This is a genomic window from Janibacter sp. UYMM211, assembly GCF_040547045.1.
GTDB lineage: Bacteria > Actinomycetota > Actinomycetes > Actinomycetales > Dermatophilaceae > Marihabitans > Marihabitans melonis.
The window spans coordinates 473,417-491,594 of record NZ_JBEPOY010000001.1 but is presented as its reverse complement, the minus strand read 5'-3'; the positions used below and the strand labels follow the sequence as shown (position 1 = coordinate 491,594).

Below are 18,178 nucleotides of genomic sequence, written 5' to 3'. Positions count from 1 at the left end.
CAGCGACGAGCCCTGTCCGCTTGGGTGAGCGCGAATCGCCGCTACGCCGGGTGGGTAGCGGCGATTCGTGCTCACCGAGCGCCGGTCAGTGGCGCTCGACGTGACCGAAGCGGTGGCGGGTGCGGCTGATCGCCTGCTCGCGCACGAAGGTCAGCAGCTCGCGGCGGCCGTTCGCGAGGACGGGGCCGTCGATCACCGTGAGAGCGGTCGGCGCCAGCTCGGCGAGCGCCGCGGGCGTCGTGCCGACGACGCGCACCCGCCCGGCGGGACCGGCCTGCTGGACCGCCCCGGCGACGAAGTCCTCGTCGCTCGCCGTGACGACCTGCACGTGGCCGAGCGAGCCCGGCAGACGCAGGTCGGGGTGCGCCGACACGAGGACCGGCGTGCCGGTGAGGGTCGCGGCGGCGACGAGGCGCACGACCTCGGCGACCGACGCGTCGGCACCGGCGCGCACGACGACGCGCGGCACAGGGCGGTAGCGGAAGACGTTGCTCTCCACCGTGAGCCCGGTGCGGTCGTGCTCGACCCCGATCTCCTGCTCCCACGCGAGCGCGTCGCTGGCCAGGGCGGCGTCGAGCATGGCGCGACCGTCGGCGTCGACCCGGTCGCCGAGGACGTGGACGAGGCCGTCCACCGTGCGCTGCACGGCGGGGGAGACCTGCGCCCCCTTCGTCGGCAGGCCGTCCGGCGCCCACGTGCCGAGCTGGGCGACGTAGCTGGGGCCGCCGGCCTTGGCGCCCGGTCCGACCGAGCTGGACTTCCAGCCGCCGAAGCTCTGGCGCTCGACGATCGCGCCGGTGATGTGCCGGTTGACGTAGGCGTTGCCGACCTCGACCCGCTCGGTCCACTCCTGGACCTCCTGGGCGTCGAGGCTGTGGATGCCGCCGGTCAGGCCGTAGGCCGTCGCGTTCTGCAGCTCGAGGGCCTCGTCGAGCGAGTCCGCCCGCATGAGTCCGAGCACGGGACCGAAGACCTCGGTGAGGTGGAAGAAGGAGCCCGGCGCGACGCCGTCCTTCAGGCCCGGCGACCACAGCCGACCGGACTCGTCGAGCTGCGTGGGCTCGACCAGCCAGGTCTCGCCAGGCTCGAGCGTGGTGAGGGCCCGCAGGAGCTTGCCCTGGGGCGCCTCGATGACCGGGCCCATGCGCGTCGACAGGTCGACGGGGTAGCCGACCTTGATCGAGCGGACCGCGTCGACGAGCTGGCGGCGGAAGCGCTCCGAGCTCGCGACCGACCCGACGAGGATGCCGAGCGAGGCGGCGGAGCACTTCTGCCCGGCGTGCCCGAAGGCGGAGGAGACGAGGTCGGCGACCGCGAGGTCGAGGTCGGCCGACGGGGTGACGACGAGCGCGTTCTTGCCCGAGGTCTCGCCGTAGACGCGTGCGCCGCCCTCGCGGCCCGAGCGCCAGCCCGCGAAGAGCTCGGCGGTCTCGGACGCGCCCGTGAGCACGACGGTGTGGACGTCGCGGTGGGCGATGAGGTGCTGCCCGACCTCGTCCTCGTCGGTGCGCACGACCTGCAGCACGTCGGCGGGCACACCGGCGGCGTGGAGCGCCTCGACGGCGACCTCGACGCACCCGGGCGTCTGCGGCGCCGGCTTGATGACGACGGCCGACCCGGCGGCGAGCGCCGCGAGCACGCCGCCGATGGGGATGGCGACGGGGAAGTTCCACGGCGGGGTGACGAGCGTGACGGGCGACGGGGTGAACCGCGCCCCGTCCGTCATCGGCCCGTCCTCGAGCTCGAGGGCCCGGTCGGCGTAGTACGCGGCGAAGTCCGCGGCCTCGGAGATCTCCGGGTCGCCCTCGGCGGCGGTCTTGCCCGCCTCGGCGGCCATGACCGCGAGCAGCTGCTCGCGGCGGCCGTCGAGCTCACGGGCTGCCTGGCGCAGCACTGCGGCCCGCTCGGCGGCGGGACGCCCCGCCCAGCCGGCGTGCGCCCCCTTCGCCCGGTCGACGACCTCGTCGACGGCTTCGACGGAGGCGAGGTGCGGCGAGGTGAGGGTCGGGGCGCCCGCGGCGACGGCGCGCGCCGCCCACTCGCGGTTCACCGGCAGGGCCGGGTCGGAGTCGGGGGTGCCGTGGAAGGTCTCGCCGATCTCCGCGCGGCGCGCCACCCTGCGCGGGCCGACGGAGGTCGCCGGGATGTCGGTGATGCTGCGGCGGTAGCGCATCTCCTGGTCGGGCATCGCGGCCGGATCGCCCTCGGCGAAGAAGGCGTGGAGGAAGTTCTCCGGCGAGGCGTTCTCCTCGAGGCGGCGCACGAGGTAGGAGACCGCGGCGTCGAAGTCACGGGGGTCGACGACGGGGGTGTAGAGGATGACCGTGCCCACGGTGTCGCGCACCGCACGGGCCTGGCTCGGCGACATGCCCTGGAGCATCTCGACGTCGAGGGCCGCGCTCACGCCCCGGCGCTCGGCGAGCAGGTGGGCGCTCGCGACGTCGTAGAGGTTGTGGCTCGCGACGCCGATGCGCACGCCCGCCTCGACGGCGTCCTCGCGCAGGGCGCGCTCGACGCAGCGCAGGTAGTTGGCGTCGACCTCGGGCTTGCTGCCGTAGGGCGCCTGCTCCCAGTCGTGCAGCTGGGCCTCGACCTGCTCCATGGCGAGGTTCGCGCCCTTGACGAGCCGGATCTTGATCCCGGCGCCGCCGGCTGCGCGACGCCGACGGGCGAAGTCGATCAGCCGCTCCATCGCGGGCAGGGCGTCGGGCAGGTAGGCCTGCAGGACGATGCCCGCCTCGAGGTCGGCGAACTCGGGCTCGGAGAGCATCTGCTCGAAGACCTCGAGGGTGAGGTCGAGGTCGCGGTACTCCTCCATGTCGAGGTTGACGAACTTGCGCGGGCTCGACTGCGCGGCGACGCGGTAGAGCGGGCGCAGCCGCTCGAGGCAGCGCGCGACGGTGCCCTCGGTGTCCCACGTGACGATCTGGCTCACGAGCGAGGAGACCTTGATCGAGACGTAGTCGACGTCGGCGCGCTCGAGCAGCTGGCGGGTGCGCTCGGTGCGGGTCGCCGCCTCGTCCTCGCCGAGGACGGCCTCGCCGAGGAGGTTGATGTTGAGCCGGAAGCCCTCCTCGCGGGCGGCCGCGAGGTGCTTGCCGAGCGCGGGGTCGCGCGAGTCGACGAGGAGGTGGCCGACCATCTGGCGCATGCGGGCCCGGGCGACGGGCACGACGACACCGGGGGCGACGCGGGCCGCGAGGGCGCCGGCGCGCAGCAGGGTCTTGTCGACGGTGCCGAGGAAGGCGGCGTCGGAGGCGGAGAGGGAGGCGAGCTCCTTCGCGGCGACCGCGCGGTCCTCGGGGCGCACGACCTTGTCGACGAAGCGCACGGCGAGGTCGAGGCCGGCCTGGTCGGAGAGGAGGGAGGCCAGCTGACCGGTGGTCGCGGCCTCCTTCTTCGTCTGCCCCGCCTCGGTGGCGGCGGCCCAGCGGTCGGCGAGGGCGACGGCGTCGTCGGCCAGGGCGAGCAGCTCGGCGACGGCGCGGTCCGAGCCGTGCTCGGAGCCGGCGTCGGTGGCGGTCCGGGTCGTGGGAGGAGTCGTCATGCTCTCGACGGTAGGCCTGTCCAGGACGGCGTGCCATCATCACGTGTCTGACGATGCGTCCATCTCGTCAGACATCTGTCTGACGAGATGACCGAGCCGAGAGCGAAGGGGGACCCGCCCGTGGCCGACGTGCAGGACGTCGTCGACGAGGTCTCCGGCCTGCTCGAGGCGCCGGTCACGCTGGAGGACAGGCGCTTCCGCCTGCTCGCCTTCGCCGCTCAGCCCGACGCGGCCGACCCGGTGCGCACCGAGACGATCCTCGGGCGGGGCGCGAGCGCGCAGACCCGCGAGTGGTTCGAGGGCTTCGGCATCGCCCACGCCCGCGGGCCGGTGCGCATCCCCGCCAACCCCGAGCGCGGGACGCACCCCCGGCTCTGCCTGCCCGCCTGGGGGCGTGGGGTCGTGCAGGGCTACCTGTGGGCCATCGAGCCCGACGGGGTCCAGATCAACGCCGAGCGGGTGCACGAGGCCGAGGTGCTCGCCGAGCAGGCCGGCGAGATCATCGCCCGGCTCGTCGTCACCCGTCGCGAGACCGGACGTCTCGTCCACGAGCTGCTCGACGCGACCCGCTCCACCGAGGACGCCGCGGCCCGGTCCCTCGCGCACGACCTCGGCGTCGACCCGGCGACGCGGGCCGTCGTCGCGCTCGTCGCGCGCCGCGGGGGAGCGGTCGTGCCCGAGCACCTGCAGGGCTGGGGCGGTCTGCCCCGACGGGTCGGGGTCGCCGACCGGGACAGCCGCAGCGTGCTCGTCGTCCCCGTGCCGCAGGAGCGGGCCCGCGCCGAGGCGCAGACCGTCGTCGAGCAGGCGGTCCGCGCGGTCTCGCGCCACCTGCCCGCCGACGAGCTCGTCGTCGGCGTGGGCGACCCGGCGCCGCTCGCCGAGGCCACTCGGTCGTGGGAGCAGGCTCGTGCCGCGGTGGCGGCCGTCGGCCAGGGCTCGACCGGTCCGGTCAGCGCGTGGTGGTCCGACCTCGGCGTGCGCCGTCTGCTCGGCGGGCCGGCCGCGGCGGAGGTCGTCTCGGCCGCCCTCACCCCCGGCGTGCGCGCCCTGCTCGACGCCGGCGACCCCGACCTCGTGCGCACGGCGCGCACCTACCTCGACGCCGCCGGGTCGGTCGCGGTGACGGCGCGCACCCTCGGGCTGCACCGGCAGAGCGTCTACGCCCGGCTCTCACGGGTCGAGCGCGTCACCGGGCTCTCCCTCGCCGACGGCCGCGACCGCCTCGAGCTGCACCTCGGGCTCACCCTGGCAGGCTGAGGCGTCAGGCCGGCAGCGCCTCGAGCAGCCGTCGTCGCAGGGCGTCCGAGCGCACGGCGAAGTCGCGCTGGCGCCGCGCGTACTCCGCCCGCCCCGCGGGCGTCTCGACCGCTACGGCGTCGAGGCCGAACGTGCTGACGTCGTAGGGGCTGGCCTGCATGTCGAGCACACGGATCTCGCGGGCGAGGAGGAAGGCGTCGAGCGTCAGCGCGGAGGGCACGAGCGGCGCGAGCGTGAAGCACCACTTGTAGAGGTCCATCCCCGCATGCAGGCAGCCCGGCTGCTCCATCGCGACCTGCGCCTCGCGGGTCGGACGCAGCGCGTTGAGAGGTCGGGCCGGCTCGGTGAAGAAGCGGAACGCGTCGAAGTGGCTGCACCGCACCGTGGAGCGCTCGACGACCTCGTCGGTCGCGGCCTGGCCCAGACGCAGCGGCAGCTGCTCGTGCCGCTGCTCGCCGGGCGCGAGCCGGTAGACCATCGCCCACTCGTGCATCCCGAAGCAGCCGAGGTGCGCGGGCCGTCCGAGGGTCGCCGTGAGCAGGGCGCGCACGCGCTCGACGGACGCGCCCCGGCGCTCGAGCACCTCGTCGAGGTCGACCTGGGCGGCCCCGTCCTGCACGACGTAGCCCGTGCGCCCCTCGTACTCCGGCGCGTCCGCGAGCACGACCCCGTGCCCCGGGTGCCAGCGGCGCAGGTGACCGACGCGATGGCGGTAGTAGTCGAAGAGGAAGTCCTCGACGGGGTGCTTCTCGCCGCGCGCCCGGCGCTCGCGGTGCCCCGCCGTGAGGGCGTCGACGGCCTCCTCGTGGGACCGGGCCAGCGGGAGCCACTGCTCCCGCGGCACGAGGGTCGAAGGGGGAGCCGTCACCCCTCCAGGGTAGTTCCGTCGGAACGGCCTGCGGACCGCCCTGCCGCGGCTTAGGGTGAGGCACCGCCACCGCCGCCGACCTGCGAGGACGCGGCCGCCACCCCCTGTCAGATGGAGGACGCCATGCCGCGTCGTGCTCACCCCTTCGCCCGCTCCCGGACCACCGCCGCGCTCGTCGCGGCGGCCGCCGCCCTCGGTCTCGGAGCCGGGGCCGTCCAGGCGCTGCCGACCCACTCCGAGCGCGTGACCGGCGCGGCCGCCCCCGCGGCCCCGATCAACCCGCCCGGCCCGTACGGCTACTACATGAGCCTCGGCGACTCCCTCTCGATGGGCTACCAGCCGCAGACGAAGGACCAGCCGCGCGCCGGGTACAACGGCGCCGTCCTCAAGGCGGTCCGCGCGACGAACCGCAACACCGACATCCGCACCTTCGGCTGCAGCGGCGAGACGAGCACGACCTTCCTCAAGGGCGGGCGCTGCGACTACGGCGAGGGCAGCCAGATGGCGCGCGCCGAGGCCTTCATGAAGGGCCGCACGAACGTCCGCACCATCACCCTCAGCCTCGGGGGCAACGACGTCGTCCCCTGCGCCCGCTCGGGCTCGGTCGACGCCGAGTGCATCCAGAAGGCGACGACGACGCTGACGACCAACCTCGCCGAGATCGTGCGCCGGCTGCGCGCCGCCGCCCCGAACGCCCAGATCGTCGTGCTCGACAACTACGACGTCTTCCTCGGCGAGTGGGTCAAGGGTGCCGCCGGCCAGGAGACCGCCAAGCAGTCGCTCATCTTCTCGCACCTGCTCACCGGCGTCGTCTCCTTCGCCGCCTTCGAGGGCCGGGCCGACGTCGCAAAGGTCTCGACGTACTTCCACACGGACAGCTGGCGTCCCCGCAAGAGCGCGTCCTTCGGCACCCTCCCGCGCAACGTCTCGCTCATCTGCGACTGGACGTACTACTGCAGCCAGGGCGACATCCACCCCACGGACGAGGGCTACGCACGGATGGCCACGGCCGTCGTCGCCGAGCTGTGAGGGCCTCGAACTAGGGTGACCTCGTGCGCATCGCGAGGTACACCACAGGAGATGACCCGGTCTACGGCCTGGTCGACGGCGACGGGACGAAGATCGCCGAGGTCAGCGGCGACCCGCTCTACCAGCGGATCGAGCTGACCGGACGGACGACGACGGTCGAGGAGGTGCGGCTGCTCGCGCCCGTCATCCCGCGCAGCAAGATCATCGGGATCGGGCGCAACTACGCCGACCACGCCGCGGAGATGGGCAACGAGGTCCCGGCCGAGCCGATGATGTTCCTCGTGCCCAACACCGCGGTCGTCGGCCCGGGCGATCCCGTCGTCATCCCGCCGATCACGAAGGAGGTCTCCTTCGAGGGCGAGCTCGCCGTGATCATCGGGCGGATGTGCAAGGACATCGAGCCCGAGGAGGTGAAGAAGGTGATCTTCGGCTACACGATCGCCAACGACGTCACCGCGCGCGACCTCCAGCGCGGTGACGGGCAGTGGGCCCGGGCCAAGGGCCTGGACACCTTCTGCCCGCTCGGGCCGTGGATCGAGACCGACCTCGACCCGCAGTCCGTCGACATCGTCACCACGCTCGACGGCGAGGTGGCCCAGGACGGGCACAGCTCGGACATGGTGCACGGCGTCGCCGAGCTCGTCTCCTACGCGAGCAAGGCCTTCACCCTCCTGCCCGGCGACGTCATCCTCACCGGCACCCCCGCGGGTGTCGGCCGGGTGGTCGCCGGGCAGCGGGTCGAGGTCGAGATCGCCCAGATCGGGACCCTGTCCAACCCCTTCGTCGCCGCCGAGGACTGACGCGACAGGGGAGTCCTCCCCATCGCGCCCGCCCTCACCCCCTGGTTACGGTGCACGCGACCCCGGGGTGAGGAGCGGCGATGACGCTGACGCACGGCGCCGACGCCGCCGTCCTGCGCGAGATCAGCGCGCGGCTGACGGCGACGGCACGGCAGACGACGCAGGTGGGCGACAGCGGGCGGGCCCGGCTCGTCACCCTCCAGGGAGCCTGGGAGGGAGACGACCTCGAGCGCTTCGCGCACCGGTGGGCGCGCGCCCGAGGAGACCTCGAGCGGTGCTCGCAGATGCTCGACGCGCTCGCGGCAGAGCTGCAGCGCCAGGCCCAGGAGCAGCAGGACGCGAGCGGGCAGGTCGGCGGGGGAGCCGGCGGGTCCGCGGGCGGCTCCGTCGCCCCCTTCGGCGGTGGACGACTGCCCCAGGGGCCCGCGCCCCAGTCACCGCCCGGTGGGTCCACCTTCGACGACGACGTGCGCGGCACCGAGGGCCAGCCCGTCGACCGGGACCTGTGGGGCCTTGCCTTCTACGCCCAGGGCACGAGGCACCCGCTGCACGGCGTGCCCGTCATCGGCTACCAGCAGCCGGCGCTGCCCGAGGGGTACACCGAGGTCAGCGCCGCTGAGCTCACCGAGCTCGGGCTCGACCCCGCGCGCTTCGGCCCGGACTCGACCCCGCAGGCCTACGTCTTCCGCACCGAGGACGGCGGCTACGTCGTCGCCTTCCAGGGCAGCGTCGAGGGCGAGGACTGGGTGACCAACGGCCGGCAGGCCCTCGGAGCCGGCGACCCGCAGTACACGGCCGCGATGCAGCTCGGGCTCGACGTGCAGGCGGCGACCGGGGGAGAGGTCACCTTCACCGGGCACAGTCTCGGCGGCGGGCTCGCCGCCGCCGCCGGGCTCGCCACCGGCCAGCCCGCGGTGACCTTCGACGCCGCAGGGATCCACCCGACCACCGCCGCCGAGGCCGCAGCGATGCGCGCCGACGGCTCGACCGGCGCGAGCGTGCTCGCCGAGGCCGGCGCCGGGCAGATGCGGGCGTACAGCGTCTCCACCGACGGGCTCACCGGGCTGCAGCAGGCGACCGGTCTGCCCGACGCCCCGGGCACCCAGATCGTCCTCGACACCCCGCCGAGCCCGGAGCGTGACGTCGTCGTCGGCACGAGCGCCGGCATCGGCGGTCTCGTCGGCGGTCTCGTCGGGCTCGGCGACGGCGACCTCACCGACTGGCAGGAGGACGTCGGCGAGGGCGCGGCGGTCGGCGCCGGGCTCGGCGAGGGGGTGTGGGGCCACACGTGGGACCCGATGACCGACGCCCTCGCAGAGCGCTACCCCGACTGATCGGCGGACTCCCTAGACTCGGGGGATCATGACCGAGCAGACCCCCTCCGCGCCCAGCCGTCCCCGCCTCCGCGTCGCCCCGTCGCCCACCGGCGACCCGCACGTCGGCACGGCCTACATGGCCCTCTTCAACCTCGCCTTCGTCCGCCAGCAGGAGGGCTCCTTCGTCCTGCGGGTCGAGGACACCGACCGAGCGCGCTTCGACGCGACGAGCGAGGCCCAGCTCTACGACACCCTGAGCTGGCTGGGCCTGACGTGGGACGAGGGCCCGGACGTCGGCGGCCCGTACGCGCCCTACCGCCAGAGCGAGCGCCTCGACACCTACCGCCCGTACGTCGAGCGGCTCGTCGCCGACGGCCACGCCTACCACTGCTGGTGCTCCACAGAGCGCCTGTCGGCGATGCGCGAGCGCCAGCAGAAGCTCAAGCAGCCGACCGGCTACGACCGCATGTGCGTGGGCAAGACGCGCGAGGAGCGCGCCGAGCTCGAGGGCTTCACCGAGACCCCCGTCGTGCGCATGCTCGTGCCCGAGGACGCGCCGACGACCTTCGAGGACGTCATCCGCGGCACCGTGTCGGCGCCGCGCCCCGACGACCAGGTCATCCTCAAGGCCGACGGCTTCCCGACCTACCACCTCGCCGTCGTCGTCGACGACCACGAGATGGGCATCACGCACGTCGTGCGCGGCGAGGAGTGGATCTCCTCGACCCCCAAGCACGTGCTGCTCTACCGGTGGCTCGGCCTCACCCCGCCGAAGTTCGCCCACATGCCGCTGCTGCGCAACGAGAACAAGAGCAAGATCTCCAAGCGCAAGAACCCGTGGGCGCGCCTCACGTGGTTCCGCGAGCAGGGCTACCTGCCGGAGGCGGTCGTCAACTTCCTCGGCCTGCTGGCCTACCCGCCGGCGAAGGGGGAGGACGGCACCGACGTCGAGAAGTTCACCTTCACCGACTTCAGCCGCGACTTCGCGTGGAGCAAGGTCAACACGGTGGGGCCAATCTTCGACCTCAAGAAGCTCGACTGGCTCAACGGGCAGTACATCCGCGACCTCGACGTCGACGACCTCGCCGGCCGTCTGCTGCCCTACCTGCAGACCGCGGGCGTCCTCGGCGAGAACCCCTCGCTCGGCGAGCTGGCGCGCCTGCGCAGCATCACCGAGCTCATCTCGACGCGGATGGCGCTGCTGTCCGAGGCGCCCGCGCTCGTCGCGCCCTTCTACGTCGCCGACGACGAGCTCGAGATCGCCCAGGACGCCCGGGACGGGCTCAAGGACGACGCGCCCGCGGTGCTCGACGCGGCGATCACCGCGCTCGAGGGCCTGCACGTGCCGGACGGGGTGCTCTCGGCCGAGGCGCGCGAGGGCAACCAGTGGCACGCGGAGCAGATCGAGGCGGCGCTGCGCGCGGCGATCGTCGAGGGGATGGGGCTCAAGCCGCGTCTGGCCTTCGGCCCGCTGCGCACCGCCGTGTCGGGCCAGCGGATCAGCCCGCCGCTCTTCGAGTCGATGGAGATCCTCGGCCAGCACTCGACCCTGGCGCGTCTGCGTCGGCTGCGGGCTGAGCTCGGCTGAGCGCGATTTGGGACGAGCGGCCATCTTGGCTAGCATCATCCCTCGGTGCGCTGCTCGCGCGTGACTCGTCACGAAGGAGCGGTGGTACCCCCTTGGGGTATGGTGTAATTGGCAACACAGCTGATTCTGGTTCAGTCGTTCTAGGTTCGAGTCCTGGTACCCCAGCGCTGGTCGTCCCGCCTTCTGGCGAGACAGACGGATTCGGAGAATCCGAGCCCTTACGGGTAAGGTCTCCTTCGTTGTCCGAGCGGCTCACGCAGTCGCAGAGCAGCAATGGCCCCGTTGTGTAGTGGCCTAGCACGCCGCCCTCTCAAGGCGGTAGCGCGGGTTCGAATCCCGTCGGGGCTACATCGGTCGAAGACCCCCGCTCGTCAGAGCGGGGGTCTTCGTCGTCTCCGGGAAGGTCTGCGCACGTGGGGCAGTGAGTCGCCGCGCGACGACGACCCCCGCCTCCCCCCTTCGACTCACTCGCCCCCCTCGCCCCACCCCTTCGTGCCCCCCCTTCGCCGAGATATGGCGATCCGCCGTCAGATCGGGTGGATCTGCGGCGGATCTCCATACCTCGCGAAGGGGGAGGGCGGGCTACTCGGTGTCGCGGTCGGCCACCTCGGCGGCCTTCGCGTGGCGCTCGAGGACCTCGGTCAGCTTGTTGGCGCCGGCGATGACCGTCGCGGCGTGCAGCCGACCGGGCTGGCGCGACAGGCGCTCGATGGGCCCGGAGATCGACACGGCGGCGATGACGCGGCCGGAGGGGGAGCGCACGGGGGCGGAGACCGACGCGACGCCCGCCTCGCGCTCGCCGACGCTCTGCGCCCACCCGCGACGACGCACCTGCGAGAGCATCGTCGCGCTGAAGGCGGCGCCGTGGAGGCCGCGGTGCAGCCGGTCCGGCTCCTCCCACGCGAGGAGCACCTGCGCGGCAGAGCCGGCGAGCATGCTCAGGGTCGCGCCGACGGGGATCGAGTCGCGCAGACCGACCGGTCGCTCTGCGGCCGAGACGCACACGCGGTGCTCGCCCTGGCGGCGGAAGAGCTGGGCCGACTCGTTCGTGTGGTCGCGCAGGGCGCCGAGCACCGGGGCGGCCGCGACGAGGAGCTTGTCCTCGCCCGCCGAGGCGGCGAGCTCGCCCAGGCGCGGGCCGAGGATGAAGCGACCCTGCATGTCACGCCCGACGAGCCGGTGGTGCTCGAGCGCGACCGCGAGGCGGTGCGCGGTCGGGCGTGCCAGTCCGGTCGCCGTGACGAGCTGCGCGAGTGTCGAAGGGCCGGCCTCGAGGGCGCTCAGCACCACGGCGGCCTTGTCGAGAACGCCGACGCCACTTCCGTTGTCCATGTGCTGATACTGGCATCTCACCTCATGAGACGCAACCTCTGGGCCCCCGGAGCCGTGCGAACCTCGACAGGACGGACACGGCCGCCGGCGTCGTCGGCGACCGTCACGACACGCAGAGCAGGAGCAAGCGATGGGCAAGACCCTGGCCGAGAAGGTGTGGGACGCACACGTCGTGCGACGTGCCGAGGGCGAGCCGGACCTGCTCTACATCGACCTCCACCTGCTCCACGAGGTGACGAGCCCGCAGGCCTTCGAGGGGCTGCGTCTGGCCGGTCGCGGCGTCCGCCGTCCCGATCTCACCCTCGCCACCGAGGACCACAACGTGCCGACGACCCCGGGGCCGATCACCGACCCGGTGAGCCGCACCCAGGTCGAGACCCTGCGCAGCAACTGCGAGGAGTTCGGCGTCCGCCTCTTCCCCATGGGTGACGCGGAGCAGGGCATCGTCCACGTCGTCGGCCCGCAGCTGGGTCTCACCCAGCCCGGCATGACGGTGGTCTGCGGCGACAGCCACACCTCGACGCACGGGGCCTTCGGCGCGATCGCGCTCGGCATCGGCACGAGCGAGGTCGAGCACGTCCTCGCCACGCAGACCCTCTCGCTCAAGCCCTTCCGCACCATGGCGATCGAGGTCGCCGGCGAGCCGGCCCCCGGCGTCACCGCGAAGGACATCATCCTCGCCGTCATCGCCAAGATCGGCACCGGCGGCGGCCAGGGCTACGTCCTCGAGTACCGCGGCCCGGCCATCGAGGCCATGTCGATGGAGTCGCGGATGACCGTGTGCAACATGTCGATCGAGGCCGGTGCCCGCGCCGGGCTCATCGCGCCCGACGAGACGACCTTCGAGTACCTGCGCGAGCGCGAGCACGCGCCGAAGGGCCAGGACTGGGACGACGCCGTCGCCGCCTGGCGCGAGCTGCGCACCGACGACGACGCGACCTTCGACGCCGTCGTCGAGATCGACGCGGCGAGCCTGACCCCCTTCGTCACCTGGGGCACCAACCCCGGCCAGGGCGCGCCCCTCGGCGACGCCGTGCCCGACCCCGAGTCCTTCGGCGACGAGTCCGACCGGGTCGCCGCCGCCCGCGCCCTCGAGTACATGGGCCTTACCGCCGGCACGCCGCTGCGCGACATCGCCGTCGACACCGTCTTCGTCGGCTCGTGCACCAACGGCCGCATCGAGGACCTGCGGGCTGCCGCCGAGGTCGTGCGCGGGCGCAGCGTCGCCGACGGCGTGCGGATGCTCGTCGTGCCCGGCTCGGCGCGCGTGCGCCTCCAGGCCGAGGCCGAGGGCCTCGACGAGGTCTTCACGGCGGCCGGCGCCGAGTGGCGCCTGCCCGGCTGCTCGATGTGCCTGGGCATGAACCCCGACATCCTCGCCCCCGGCGAACGCAGCGCGTCGACGTCGAACCGCAACTTCGAGGGCCGTCAGGGCAAGGGCGGGCGCACCCACCTCGTGAGCCCGCTCGTCGCGGCCGCCACCGCCGTGCGCGGCACGCTGGCCAGCCCGGCCGACCTCGACCCCACCCCCGTCGGCGCCGGCGGCGCCAGCAGCGCGAGGAGCTGAGCAATGGAGAAGTTCACCACCCACACCGGGGTCGGCGTCCCGCTGCGCCGCAGCAACGTCGACACCGACCAGATCATCCCCGCCGTCTACCTCAAGCGCGTCTCCCGCACGGGTTTCGAGGACGGGCTCTTCGCCGCCTGGCGCGGTGACGAGACCTTCGTGCTCAACCAGCCGGCCTTCGCGCAGGGCTCGGTCCTCGTCGCGGGCGCGGACTTCGGCACGGGGTCCTCGCGCGAGCACGCCGTGTGGGCGCTCATGGACTACGGCTTCCGCGTCGTCATCTCCAGCCGCTTCGCCGACATCTTCCGTGGCAACTCCGGCAAGCAGGGCCTGCTCACCGCGATCGTCAGCCAGGACGACGTCGAGCTGCTGTGGAAGTACCTCGAGAACGAGCCCGGTGCGCAGATCACCGTCGACCTCACCGCCCGCACCGTGACGGCCGGCGAGGGCGTGTACCCCTTCGAGGTCGACGACTACACGCGGTGGCGTCTGCTCGAGGGCCTCGACGACATCGGGCTCACCCTCTCGCACGCCGAGGACATCGACGCCTTCGAGGCCGGCCGGCCCGCCTTCAAGCCCACGACCCAGCCGGTCTGAGACCCGGGCGAAGGGGGAACCCCCCTTCGCCTGGTGACGAATTCGCCCACCCAGTCTGCTCGTTGCCGCCTCGGCGGGTCGCCACGCGTTCTACCGTCGGGGGTGACCGGGCAACGTCGCCCGGTCGTCCACCTGCCGGGGACCCCGGCGCAGACGTACCTGTGGAGCGAACGTGAACAAGGCAGAACTCATCAAGTCGATCGAGGCCAGCCTCGGCAGCCGCAAGGCCGCCACCGACGCGCTGGACGCGGTGCTGGACGCCATCGTGCGCGAGGTGAGCAAGGGGGGCAAGGTCGCGATCACGGGATTCGGGACCTTCGAGAAGGCGGCGCGGGCCGCGCGGACGGGCCGCAACCCGCAGACCGGTGAGCCCGTGAAGATCCCGAAGACGTCGGTCCCGCGCTTCAAGGCGGCCACGAGCTTCAAGAGCTACGTCGCCAACCCGACCTCGCTGCCCAAGGCGGCTCCGGCCGTCGCGCGGGCTGCGGCCGGGACGGTCGCCTCCGCGGTCGACACCGCGGCGAAGGTCGCCGGCATCGGGGGAGGGGCCGCGGCGCGGCGCTCGTCCGCCGCCACGAGCTCGGCGTCGAAGAGCACGGGGTCGAAGAGCACGGCGCCGAAGAAGACGGCGTCGAAGAGCGCGGCCAAGAGCGCGCCCGCGAAGAAGAGCGCGGCAGCCAAGAGCGCGCCGGCGAAGAAGACGGCCGCCAAGAGCACGGCGTCGAAGAGCACGGCGTCGAAGAAGACGGCGTCCACGAGCACGGCGAAGAAGACCACGTCGAGCACGGCGAAGAAGACCCCCGCGAAGAAGACCTCGTCGAGCACGGCGAAGACGACGCCGGCGAAGAAGACCGCGAAGAAGAGCGCGAGCTGATCCCCCTTCGCCCGGACGCGCGCACGCCCACGACCCTCGGTCGTGGGCGTGCGGCGTCGTCAGTCGATCCGCTCGCCCTCGCCGATCCCGACGACCCACGCGCGGCTGACCTGGTCGTCTGCACCGAGCTCGACCGACAGCCGCTGACCGGGTCGCACGTGGATGAGGCCGCTGCCCGCGAAGGCCGAGAACGGCGCGCGCAGCCGGCGACCGGTGTCGGTGACGAGGACGACGCCGTCCGCGTCGTTCGAGAAAACCGTGGCCTGCATGGCCGCAACCCTAATCCTGGCTATGGTGACCGCAGCCCGACCGGACGTCGGTGGGCGGGACGACGAGGTCGAGCAGGAGGCGCCGTGGCCGAGCACCGCACGCAGGTGCCGTGGATGTACCGCCTCGTCGCCACCGTGCTGCGCCCGCTGCTGCGCGCGCTCACGCCGTACTCGGTGACCGGGCTGGAGCACGTGCCGAGGTCGGGCGGCTTCCTCGTGACGCCGAACCACATCTCCTACCTCGACCCCTTCCCGTGGGCGCACACGCTCTACGACGAGGGGATCGCGCCGACCTTCATGGCCAAGAGCGAGCTCTTCGAGTCGTGGTGGCTCGGGCCGATCATGCGCCAGGCCCGTCAGGTGCCGGTCTACCGCGAGCGGCACGACGCCGCGTCCGCGCTGCGCGACGCCGTCGCCGCGCTCGAGGAGGGCCGGTGCGTCGCGATCTACCCCGAGGGCACCCTGACCCGTGACCCCGACGAGTGGCCGATGCGCGGCAAGACCGGCGCGGCGCGGCTCGCGCTCGAGGCCCGCTGCCCCGTCATCCCCATCGCCCAGTGGGGGCCGCAGGCGATCCTGCCGCAGTACGCGAAGGTCCCGCGCCTGCTGCCGCGCCGCACGACCCACATCCGCTTCGGCCCGCCGGTCGACCTCAGCGACCTCTACGAGCGCGACCTCACGACGGTCGTCGTCATGGAGGCGACCGACCGGATCATGGCGGCGATCACCCACGAGGTGGAGCAGCTGCGCGGGGAGCGCGCGCCCGCGGTGCGCTTCGACCCCCAGGCCCACGGCATCGCGACGACCGGCGACTACCGCCACGCGCGCGGACGGCTCGACTCAGGAGGAGCAGCATGAGCAAGGTCGCGGTCTTCGGGGGCGGCAGCTGGGGCACCGCCTTCGCCACGGTGCTCGCCGACGGCGGCAACGACGTGAGCATCTGGGCCCGGCGCCCCGAGCTCGTCGCGCAGATCAACCGCGGGCGCAACGAGGACTACCTGCCCGACCACGAGCTGCCGCAGTCGATCTCGGCGACGACCGACCCGGCCGAGGCGGCCGACGGCGCGCAGGTCGTCGTGCTGTCCGTGCCGAGCCAGTCGCTGCGGGAGAACCTCGGGGCGTGGGGCGACGTGCTGAGCCAGGGCGTCGTCGTCTCGCTGATGAAGGGCGTCGAGCTCGGCACGACGAAGCGGATGAGCGAGGTCATCAGCGAGGTCGGGGGGGTGCCCACCGAGCGCATCGCCGTCGTCTCCGGGCCGAACCTCGCCCGCGAGATCGTCCAGCGCCAGCCGGCCGCGACCGTCGTCGCCTGCCCCGACCAGGGCGCGGCCGACCTCGTCGCCGCGGCCTGCGCGACGAGCTACTTCCGCCCGTACACCTCGACCGACCTCGTCGGCGCGGAGGTCGGCGGAGCGGTGAAGAACGTCATCGCGCTCGCCGTCGGCATGGCCGAGGGCATGGGCCTGGGCGACAACACGAAGTCCTCGATCATCACCCGCGGGCTGGCCGAGATGACGCGGCTCGGCGTCGCGCTCGGGGCCGACGCGCGGACCTTCGCCGGGCTCGCCGGCGTCGGCGACCTCATCGCGACGTGCATGTCGCCGCTGTCGCGCAACCACTCCTTCGGGGTGGGGCTGGGTCGCGGCATGAGCGTGGCCGAGGTGCAGGAGCACACGCGCCAGACGGCCGAAGGGGTGAAGTCGTGCTCCTCGATCCTCGACCTCGCCCGCGCCCACGGCGTCGACGTGCCGATCATCGAGCAGGTGAGCGCGTGCGTGCACGAGGGGACCTCGGTGCCCGACGTCGTCCACGCCCTGCTCTCCCGAGCCCGCAAGCCCGAGACCGACTGACCCCCCCTCGCCCCGTCACAGCTTTCCCGCCCAGGGCGGGAACATGCGACCTCGGGAAAGAAATGTTCTTGCCCGAGGTCGAGCTTTCCCGCCCTGGGCGGGAAAGCTGGGGCGCTCAGGCGAGGCGGAGCGCGGCGTCGAGGTCGCGCCAGAGGTCCTCGACGTCCTCGATGCCCACGGACAGCCGCACGAGGTCGACGGGGGTGGACTCGGGCTCGCCGGGCTGGCGGCGGCGCCGCTCGAGCTGGCTCTCGACCCCGCCGAGGCTCGTCGAGTGCGACCACAGGTGGGTGCCCGCGCAGACCCGCTCCGCGCCCTCGGCCCCGCCGACGGTCTCGACCGAGACGATCGCGCCGAGACCGGGGTAGCGCACACGGGTGACGGACGGGTGCTCGCGCAGGCGGGCGGCGAGCTCGACGGCGTTCTCGCAGGCGCGCTCGAGTCGGACGGCGAGGGTGCGCAGGCCGCGCAGGACGAGCCAGGCCTCCATCGGGCCGGGGATCGCCCCGCCGAGCAGGCGGTGGCGGGCCAGGCGGTCGCGCAGCGCACGGCCGCGCTCGTCGGTGCCGGTGATCGTCATGCCGAGGATGACGTCGGAGTGCCCGGAGAGGTACTTCGTCGCCGAGTGCACGCTGACGTCGGCGCCCAGGGCGAGCGGCTGCTGCAGCAGCGGGGTGGCGAAGGTGTTGTCGACCGCGACGACCGCCCCGGCCGCGCGGCCCGCCCGCGCGAGCCGCTCGACGTCGGCGAGGTCGAGCAGCGGGTTGGTCGGCGACTCGAGCCACAGCAGGTCGGCGCCGGGCAGGGCCGCCTCGACGGCCTCGGCGTCGGTGACGTCGACCCAGCGCACGGCGAGGCGCCCGGCCTCCTGCGCCTCGGTGAGGCTGACGACGACGCCGTTGTACGCGGCGAAGGGGGCCACGACGGTGCCGCCCGTCGGCACGAGCGAGAGGACGGCGGCCACCGCGGCCATCCCGGACGCGAAGGCGAGGGCGTCGCCCCCTTCGAGCGGTCCGACCGAGTCCTCGAGCGCGCTCCACGTCGGGTTGCCCGCGCGGGCGTAGTTGACGGGGCCGTCGGCCGCGTACGTCGAGGTGAAGACCGGCGGGACGGCGAGGGGGGCGCCCGGTGCCCGGTCGGGCCGGCCGAGGGCGACGACCTGCGTCGCCGGGGCGAAGGGGGAGCCGGCGTGGGTCGCGTGACCCTCGGCTCCGGTGGGCTGCTCGCTCGTCATGGGCGACACGGTATCCGCAGCGCGGGAGGGCGAGCCGGGCGCACTAC

The 18,178-nt window shown here is 73.4% G+C and carries 15 protein-coding genes and 2 tRNA genes; 12 read left to right on the top strand and 5 right to left on the bottom strand.

Annotated elements, in window-relative coordinates; translation table 11 throughout:
* Positions 1-85: 85 nt before the first annotated feature.
* On the bottom strand, positions 86-3,547 hold the full coding sequence (locus tag ABIB53_RS02215; protein ID WP_354586951.1) for a bifunctional proline dehydrogenase/L-glutamate gamma-semialdehyde dehydrogenase: 3,462 nt from the start codon (positions 3,545-3,547) through the stop codon (positions 86-88).
* Positions 3,548-3,634: 87 nt separating this feature from the next.
* Between ABIB53_RS02215 and ABIB53_RS02210 the strand changes: the two genes are divergently transcribed.
* Complete coding sequence (locus ABIB53_RS02210; RefSeq protein WP_354586949.1) at positions 3,635-4,807, top strand: PucR family transcriptional regulator; 1,173 nt, start codon at positions 3,635-3,637, stop codon at positions 4,805-4,807.
* Between the two features lie 4 nt (positions 4,808-4,811).
* Here ABIB53_RS02210 and ABIB53_RS02205 read toward each other — a convergent pair whose 3' ends face one another.
* Positions 4,812-5,675: a 3-methyladenine DNA glycosylase gene (locus ABIB53_RS02205; RefSeq protein ID WP_354586948.1), complete on the bottom strand. Its 864-nt coding sequence runs from the start codon at positions 5,673-5,675 to the stop codon at positions 4,812-4,814.
* Between the two features lie 123 nt (positions 5,676-5,798).
* Between ABIB53_RS02205 and ABIB53_RS02200 the strand changes: the two genes are divergently transcribed.
* The 6 genes from ABIB53_RS02200 to ABIB53_RS02175 all read left to right on the top strand — a co-directional run bounded on the left by ABIB53_RS02200 (position 5,799) and on the right by ABIB53_RS02175 (position 10,756).
* On the top strand, positions 5,799-6,704 hold the full coding sequence (locus ABIB53_RS02200; RefSeq protein ID WP_191564468.1) for an SGNH/GDSL hydrolase family protein: 906 nt from the start codon (positions 5,799-5,801) through the stop codon (positions 6,702-6,704).
* 23 nt (positions 6,705-6,727) lie between these two features.
* Positions 6,728-7,504 (top strand): fumarylacetoacetate hydrolase family protein, encoded by a 777-nt coding sequence (locus ABIB53_RS02195; protein ID WP_123093302.1) that lies wholly within the window; start codon positions 6,728-6,730, stop codon positions 7,502-7,504.
* Positions 7,505-7,584: 80 nt separating this feature from the next.
* Positions 7,585-8,838, top strand: coding sequence for a Tle-like phospholipase domain-containing protein (locus ABIB53_RS02190; protein ID WP_354586947.1), 1,254 nt, complete (start codon positions 7,585-7,587; stop codon positions 8,836-8,838).
* 28 nt (positions 8,839-8,866) lie between these two features.
* Complete coding sequence (gene gltX, locus ABIB53_RS02185; protein ID WP_354586946.1) at positions 8,867-10,408, top strand: glutamate--tRNA ligase; 1,542 nt, start codon at positions 8,867-8,869, stop codon at positions 10,406-10,408.
* 93 nt (positions 10,409-10,501) lie between these two features.
* Positions 10,502-10,573, top strand: a tRNA-Gln gene (locus tag ABIB53_RS02180).
* A 110-nt stretch (positions 10,574-10,683) separates the two neighbouring features.
* Positions 10,684-10,756 (top strand) — tRNA-Glu (locus ABIB53_RS02175).
* Positions 10,757-10,990: 234 nt separating this feature from the next.
* On the opposite strand, the gene ABIB53_RS02170 is transcribed toward ABIB53_RS02175, so the two are convergent.
* Complete coding sequence (locus ABIB53_RS02170; RefSeq protein ID WP_068274529.1) at positions 10,991-11,740, bottom strand: IclR family transcriptional regulator; 750 nt, start codon at positions 11,738-11,740, stop codon at positions 10,991-10,993.
* Between the two features lie 130 nt (positions 11,741-11,870).
* Between ABIB53_RS02170 and leuC the strand changes: the two genes are divergently transcribed.
* The 3 genes from leuC to ABIB53_RS02155 all read left to right on the top strand — a co-directional run bounded on the left by leuC (position 11,871) and on the right by ABIB53_RS02155 (position 14,778).
* Positions 11,871-13,307: a 3-isopropylmalate dehydratase large subunit gene (gene leuC, locus ABIB53_RS02165; protein ID WP_354586945.1), complete on the top strand. Its 1,437-nt coding sequence runs from the start codon at positions 11,871-11,873 to the stop codon at positions 13,305-13,307.
* A 3-nt stretch (positions 13,308-13,310) separates the two neighbouring features.
* Positions 13,311-13,904 carry a 3-isopropylmalate dehydratase small subunit gene (leuD, locus tag ABIB53_RS02160; RefSeq protein WP_201467374.1) on the top strand — a complete coding sequence of 198 codons (594 nt, stop codon included), beginning with the start codon at positions 13,311-13,313 and terminating at the stop codon, positions 13,902-13,904.
* A gap of 172 nt (positions 13,905-14,076) precedes the next feature.
* Complete coding sequence (locus ABIB53_RS02155; protein WP_354586944.1) at positions 14,077-14,778, top strand: HU family DNA-binding protein; 702 nt, start codon at positions 14,077-14,079, stop codon at positions 14,776-14,778.
* A 59-nt stretch (positions 14,779-14,837) separates the two neighbouring features.
* Here ABIB53_RS02155 and ABIB53_RS02150 read toward each other — a convergent pair whose 3' ends face one another.
* Positions 14,838-15,047, bottom strand: a complete 210-nt coding sequence (locus tag ABIB53_RS02150; RefSeq protein WP_201467372.1) for a hypothetical protein — start codon at positions 15,045-15,047, stop codon at positions 14,838-14,840.
* An 84-nt stretch (positions 15,048-15,131) separates the two neighbouring features.
* Between ABIB53_RS02150 and ABIB53_RS02145 the strand changes: the two genes are divergently transcribed.
* The gene (locus ABIB53_RS02145) at positions 15,132-15,905 is read left to right on the top strand and encodes a lysophospholipid acyltransferase family protein (protein WP_354586943.1); all 774 of its coding nucleotides are present in this window, start codon (positions 15,132-15,134) and stop codon (positions 15,903-15,905) included.
* Entirely contained in the window at positions 15,902-16,897 is a 996-nt protein-coding gene (locus tag ABIB53_RS02140; RefSeq protein WP_229299226.1) for an NAD(P)H-dependent glycerol-3-phosphate dehydrogenase, read from the top strand. The genes ABIB53_RS02145 and ABIB53_RS02140 overlap by 4 nt, the downstream gene beginning before the upstream one ends.
* A 115-nt stretch (positions 16,898-17,012) precedes the next feature.
* Here the strand turns inward: ABIB53_RS02140 and ABIB53_RS02135 are convergent, their stop codons facing one another.
* Positions 17,013-18,131 carry a trans-sulfuration enzyme family protein gene (locus tag ABIB53_RS02135; RefSeq protein ID WP_354586942.1) on the bottom strand — a complete coding sequence of 373 codons (1,119 nt, stop codon included), beginning with the start codon at positions 18,129-18,131 and terminating at the stop codon, positions 17,013-17,015.
* Positions 18,132-18,178 lie beyond the last annotated feature (47 nt).

Bases quoted from the DNA above. Each gene is read 5' to 3' on its own strand.
- ABIB53_RS02200 (WP_191564468.1), top strand. From the start codon at position 5,799: ATGCCGCGTCGTGCTCACCCCTTCGCCCGCTCCCGGACCACCGCCGCG.
- ABIB53_RS02140 (WP_229299226.1), top strand. From the start codon at position 15,902: ATGAGCAAGGTCGCGGTCTTCGGGGGCGGCAGCTGGGGCACCGCCTTC.
- gltX (WP_354586946.1), top strand. From the start codon at position 8,867: ATGACCGAGCAGACCCCCTCCGCGCCCAGCCGTCCCCGCCTCCGCGTC.
- ABIB53_RS02190 (WP_354586947.1), top strand. From the start codon at position 7,585: ATGACGCTGACGCACGGCGCCGACGCCGCCGTCCTGCGCGAGATCAGC.
- ABIB53_RS02210 (WP_354586949.1), top strand. From the start codon at position 3,635: ATGACCGAGCCGAGAGCGAAGGGGGACCCGCCCGTGGCCGACGTGCAG.
- leuD (WP_201467374.1), top strand. From the start codon at position 13,311: ATGGAGAAGTTCACCACCCACACCGGGGTCGGCGTCCCGCTGCGCCGC.
- ABIB53_RS02150 (WP_201467372.1), bottom strand. From the start codon at position 15,047: ATGCAGGCCACGGTTTTCTCGAACGACGCGGACGGCGTCGTCCTCGTC.
- leuC (WP_354586945.1), top strand. From the start codon at position 11,871: ATGGGCAAGACCCTGGCCGAGAAGGTGTGGGACGCACACGTCGTGCGA.
- ABIB53_RS02135 (WP_354586942.1), bottom strand. From the start codon at position 18,131: ATGACGAGCGAGCAGCCCACCGGAGCCGAGGGTCACGCGACCCACGCC.
- ABIB53_RS02170 (WP_068274529.1), bottom strand. From the start codon at position 11,740: ATGGACAACGGAAGTGGCGTCGGCGTTCTCGACAAGGCCGCCGTGGTG.
- ABIB53_RS02215 (WP_354586951.1), bottom strand. From the start codon at position 3,547: ATGACGACTCCTCCCACGACCCGGACCGCCACCGACGCCGGCTCCGAG.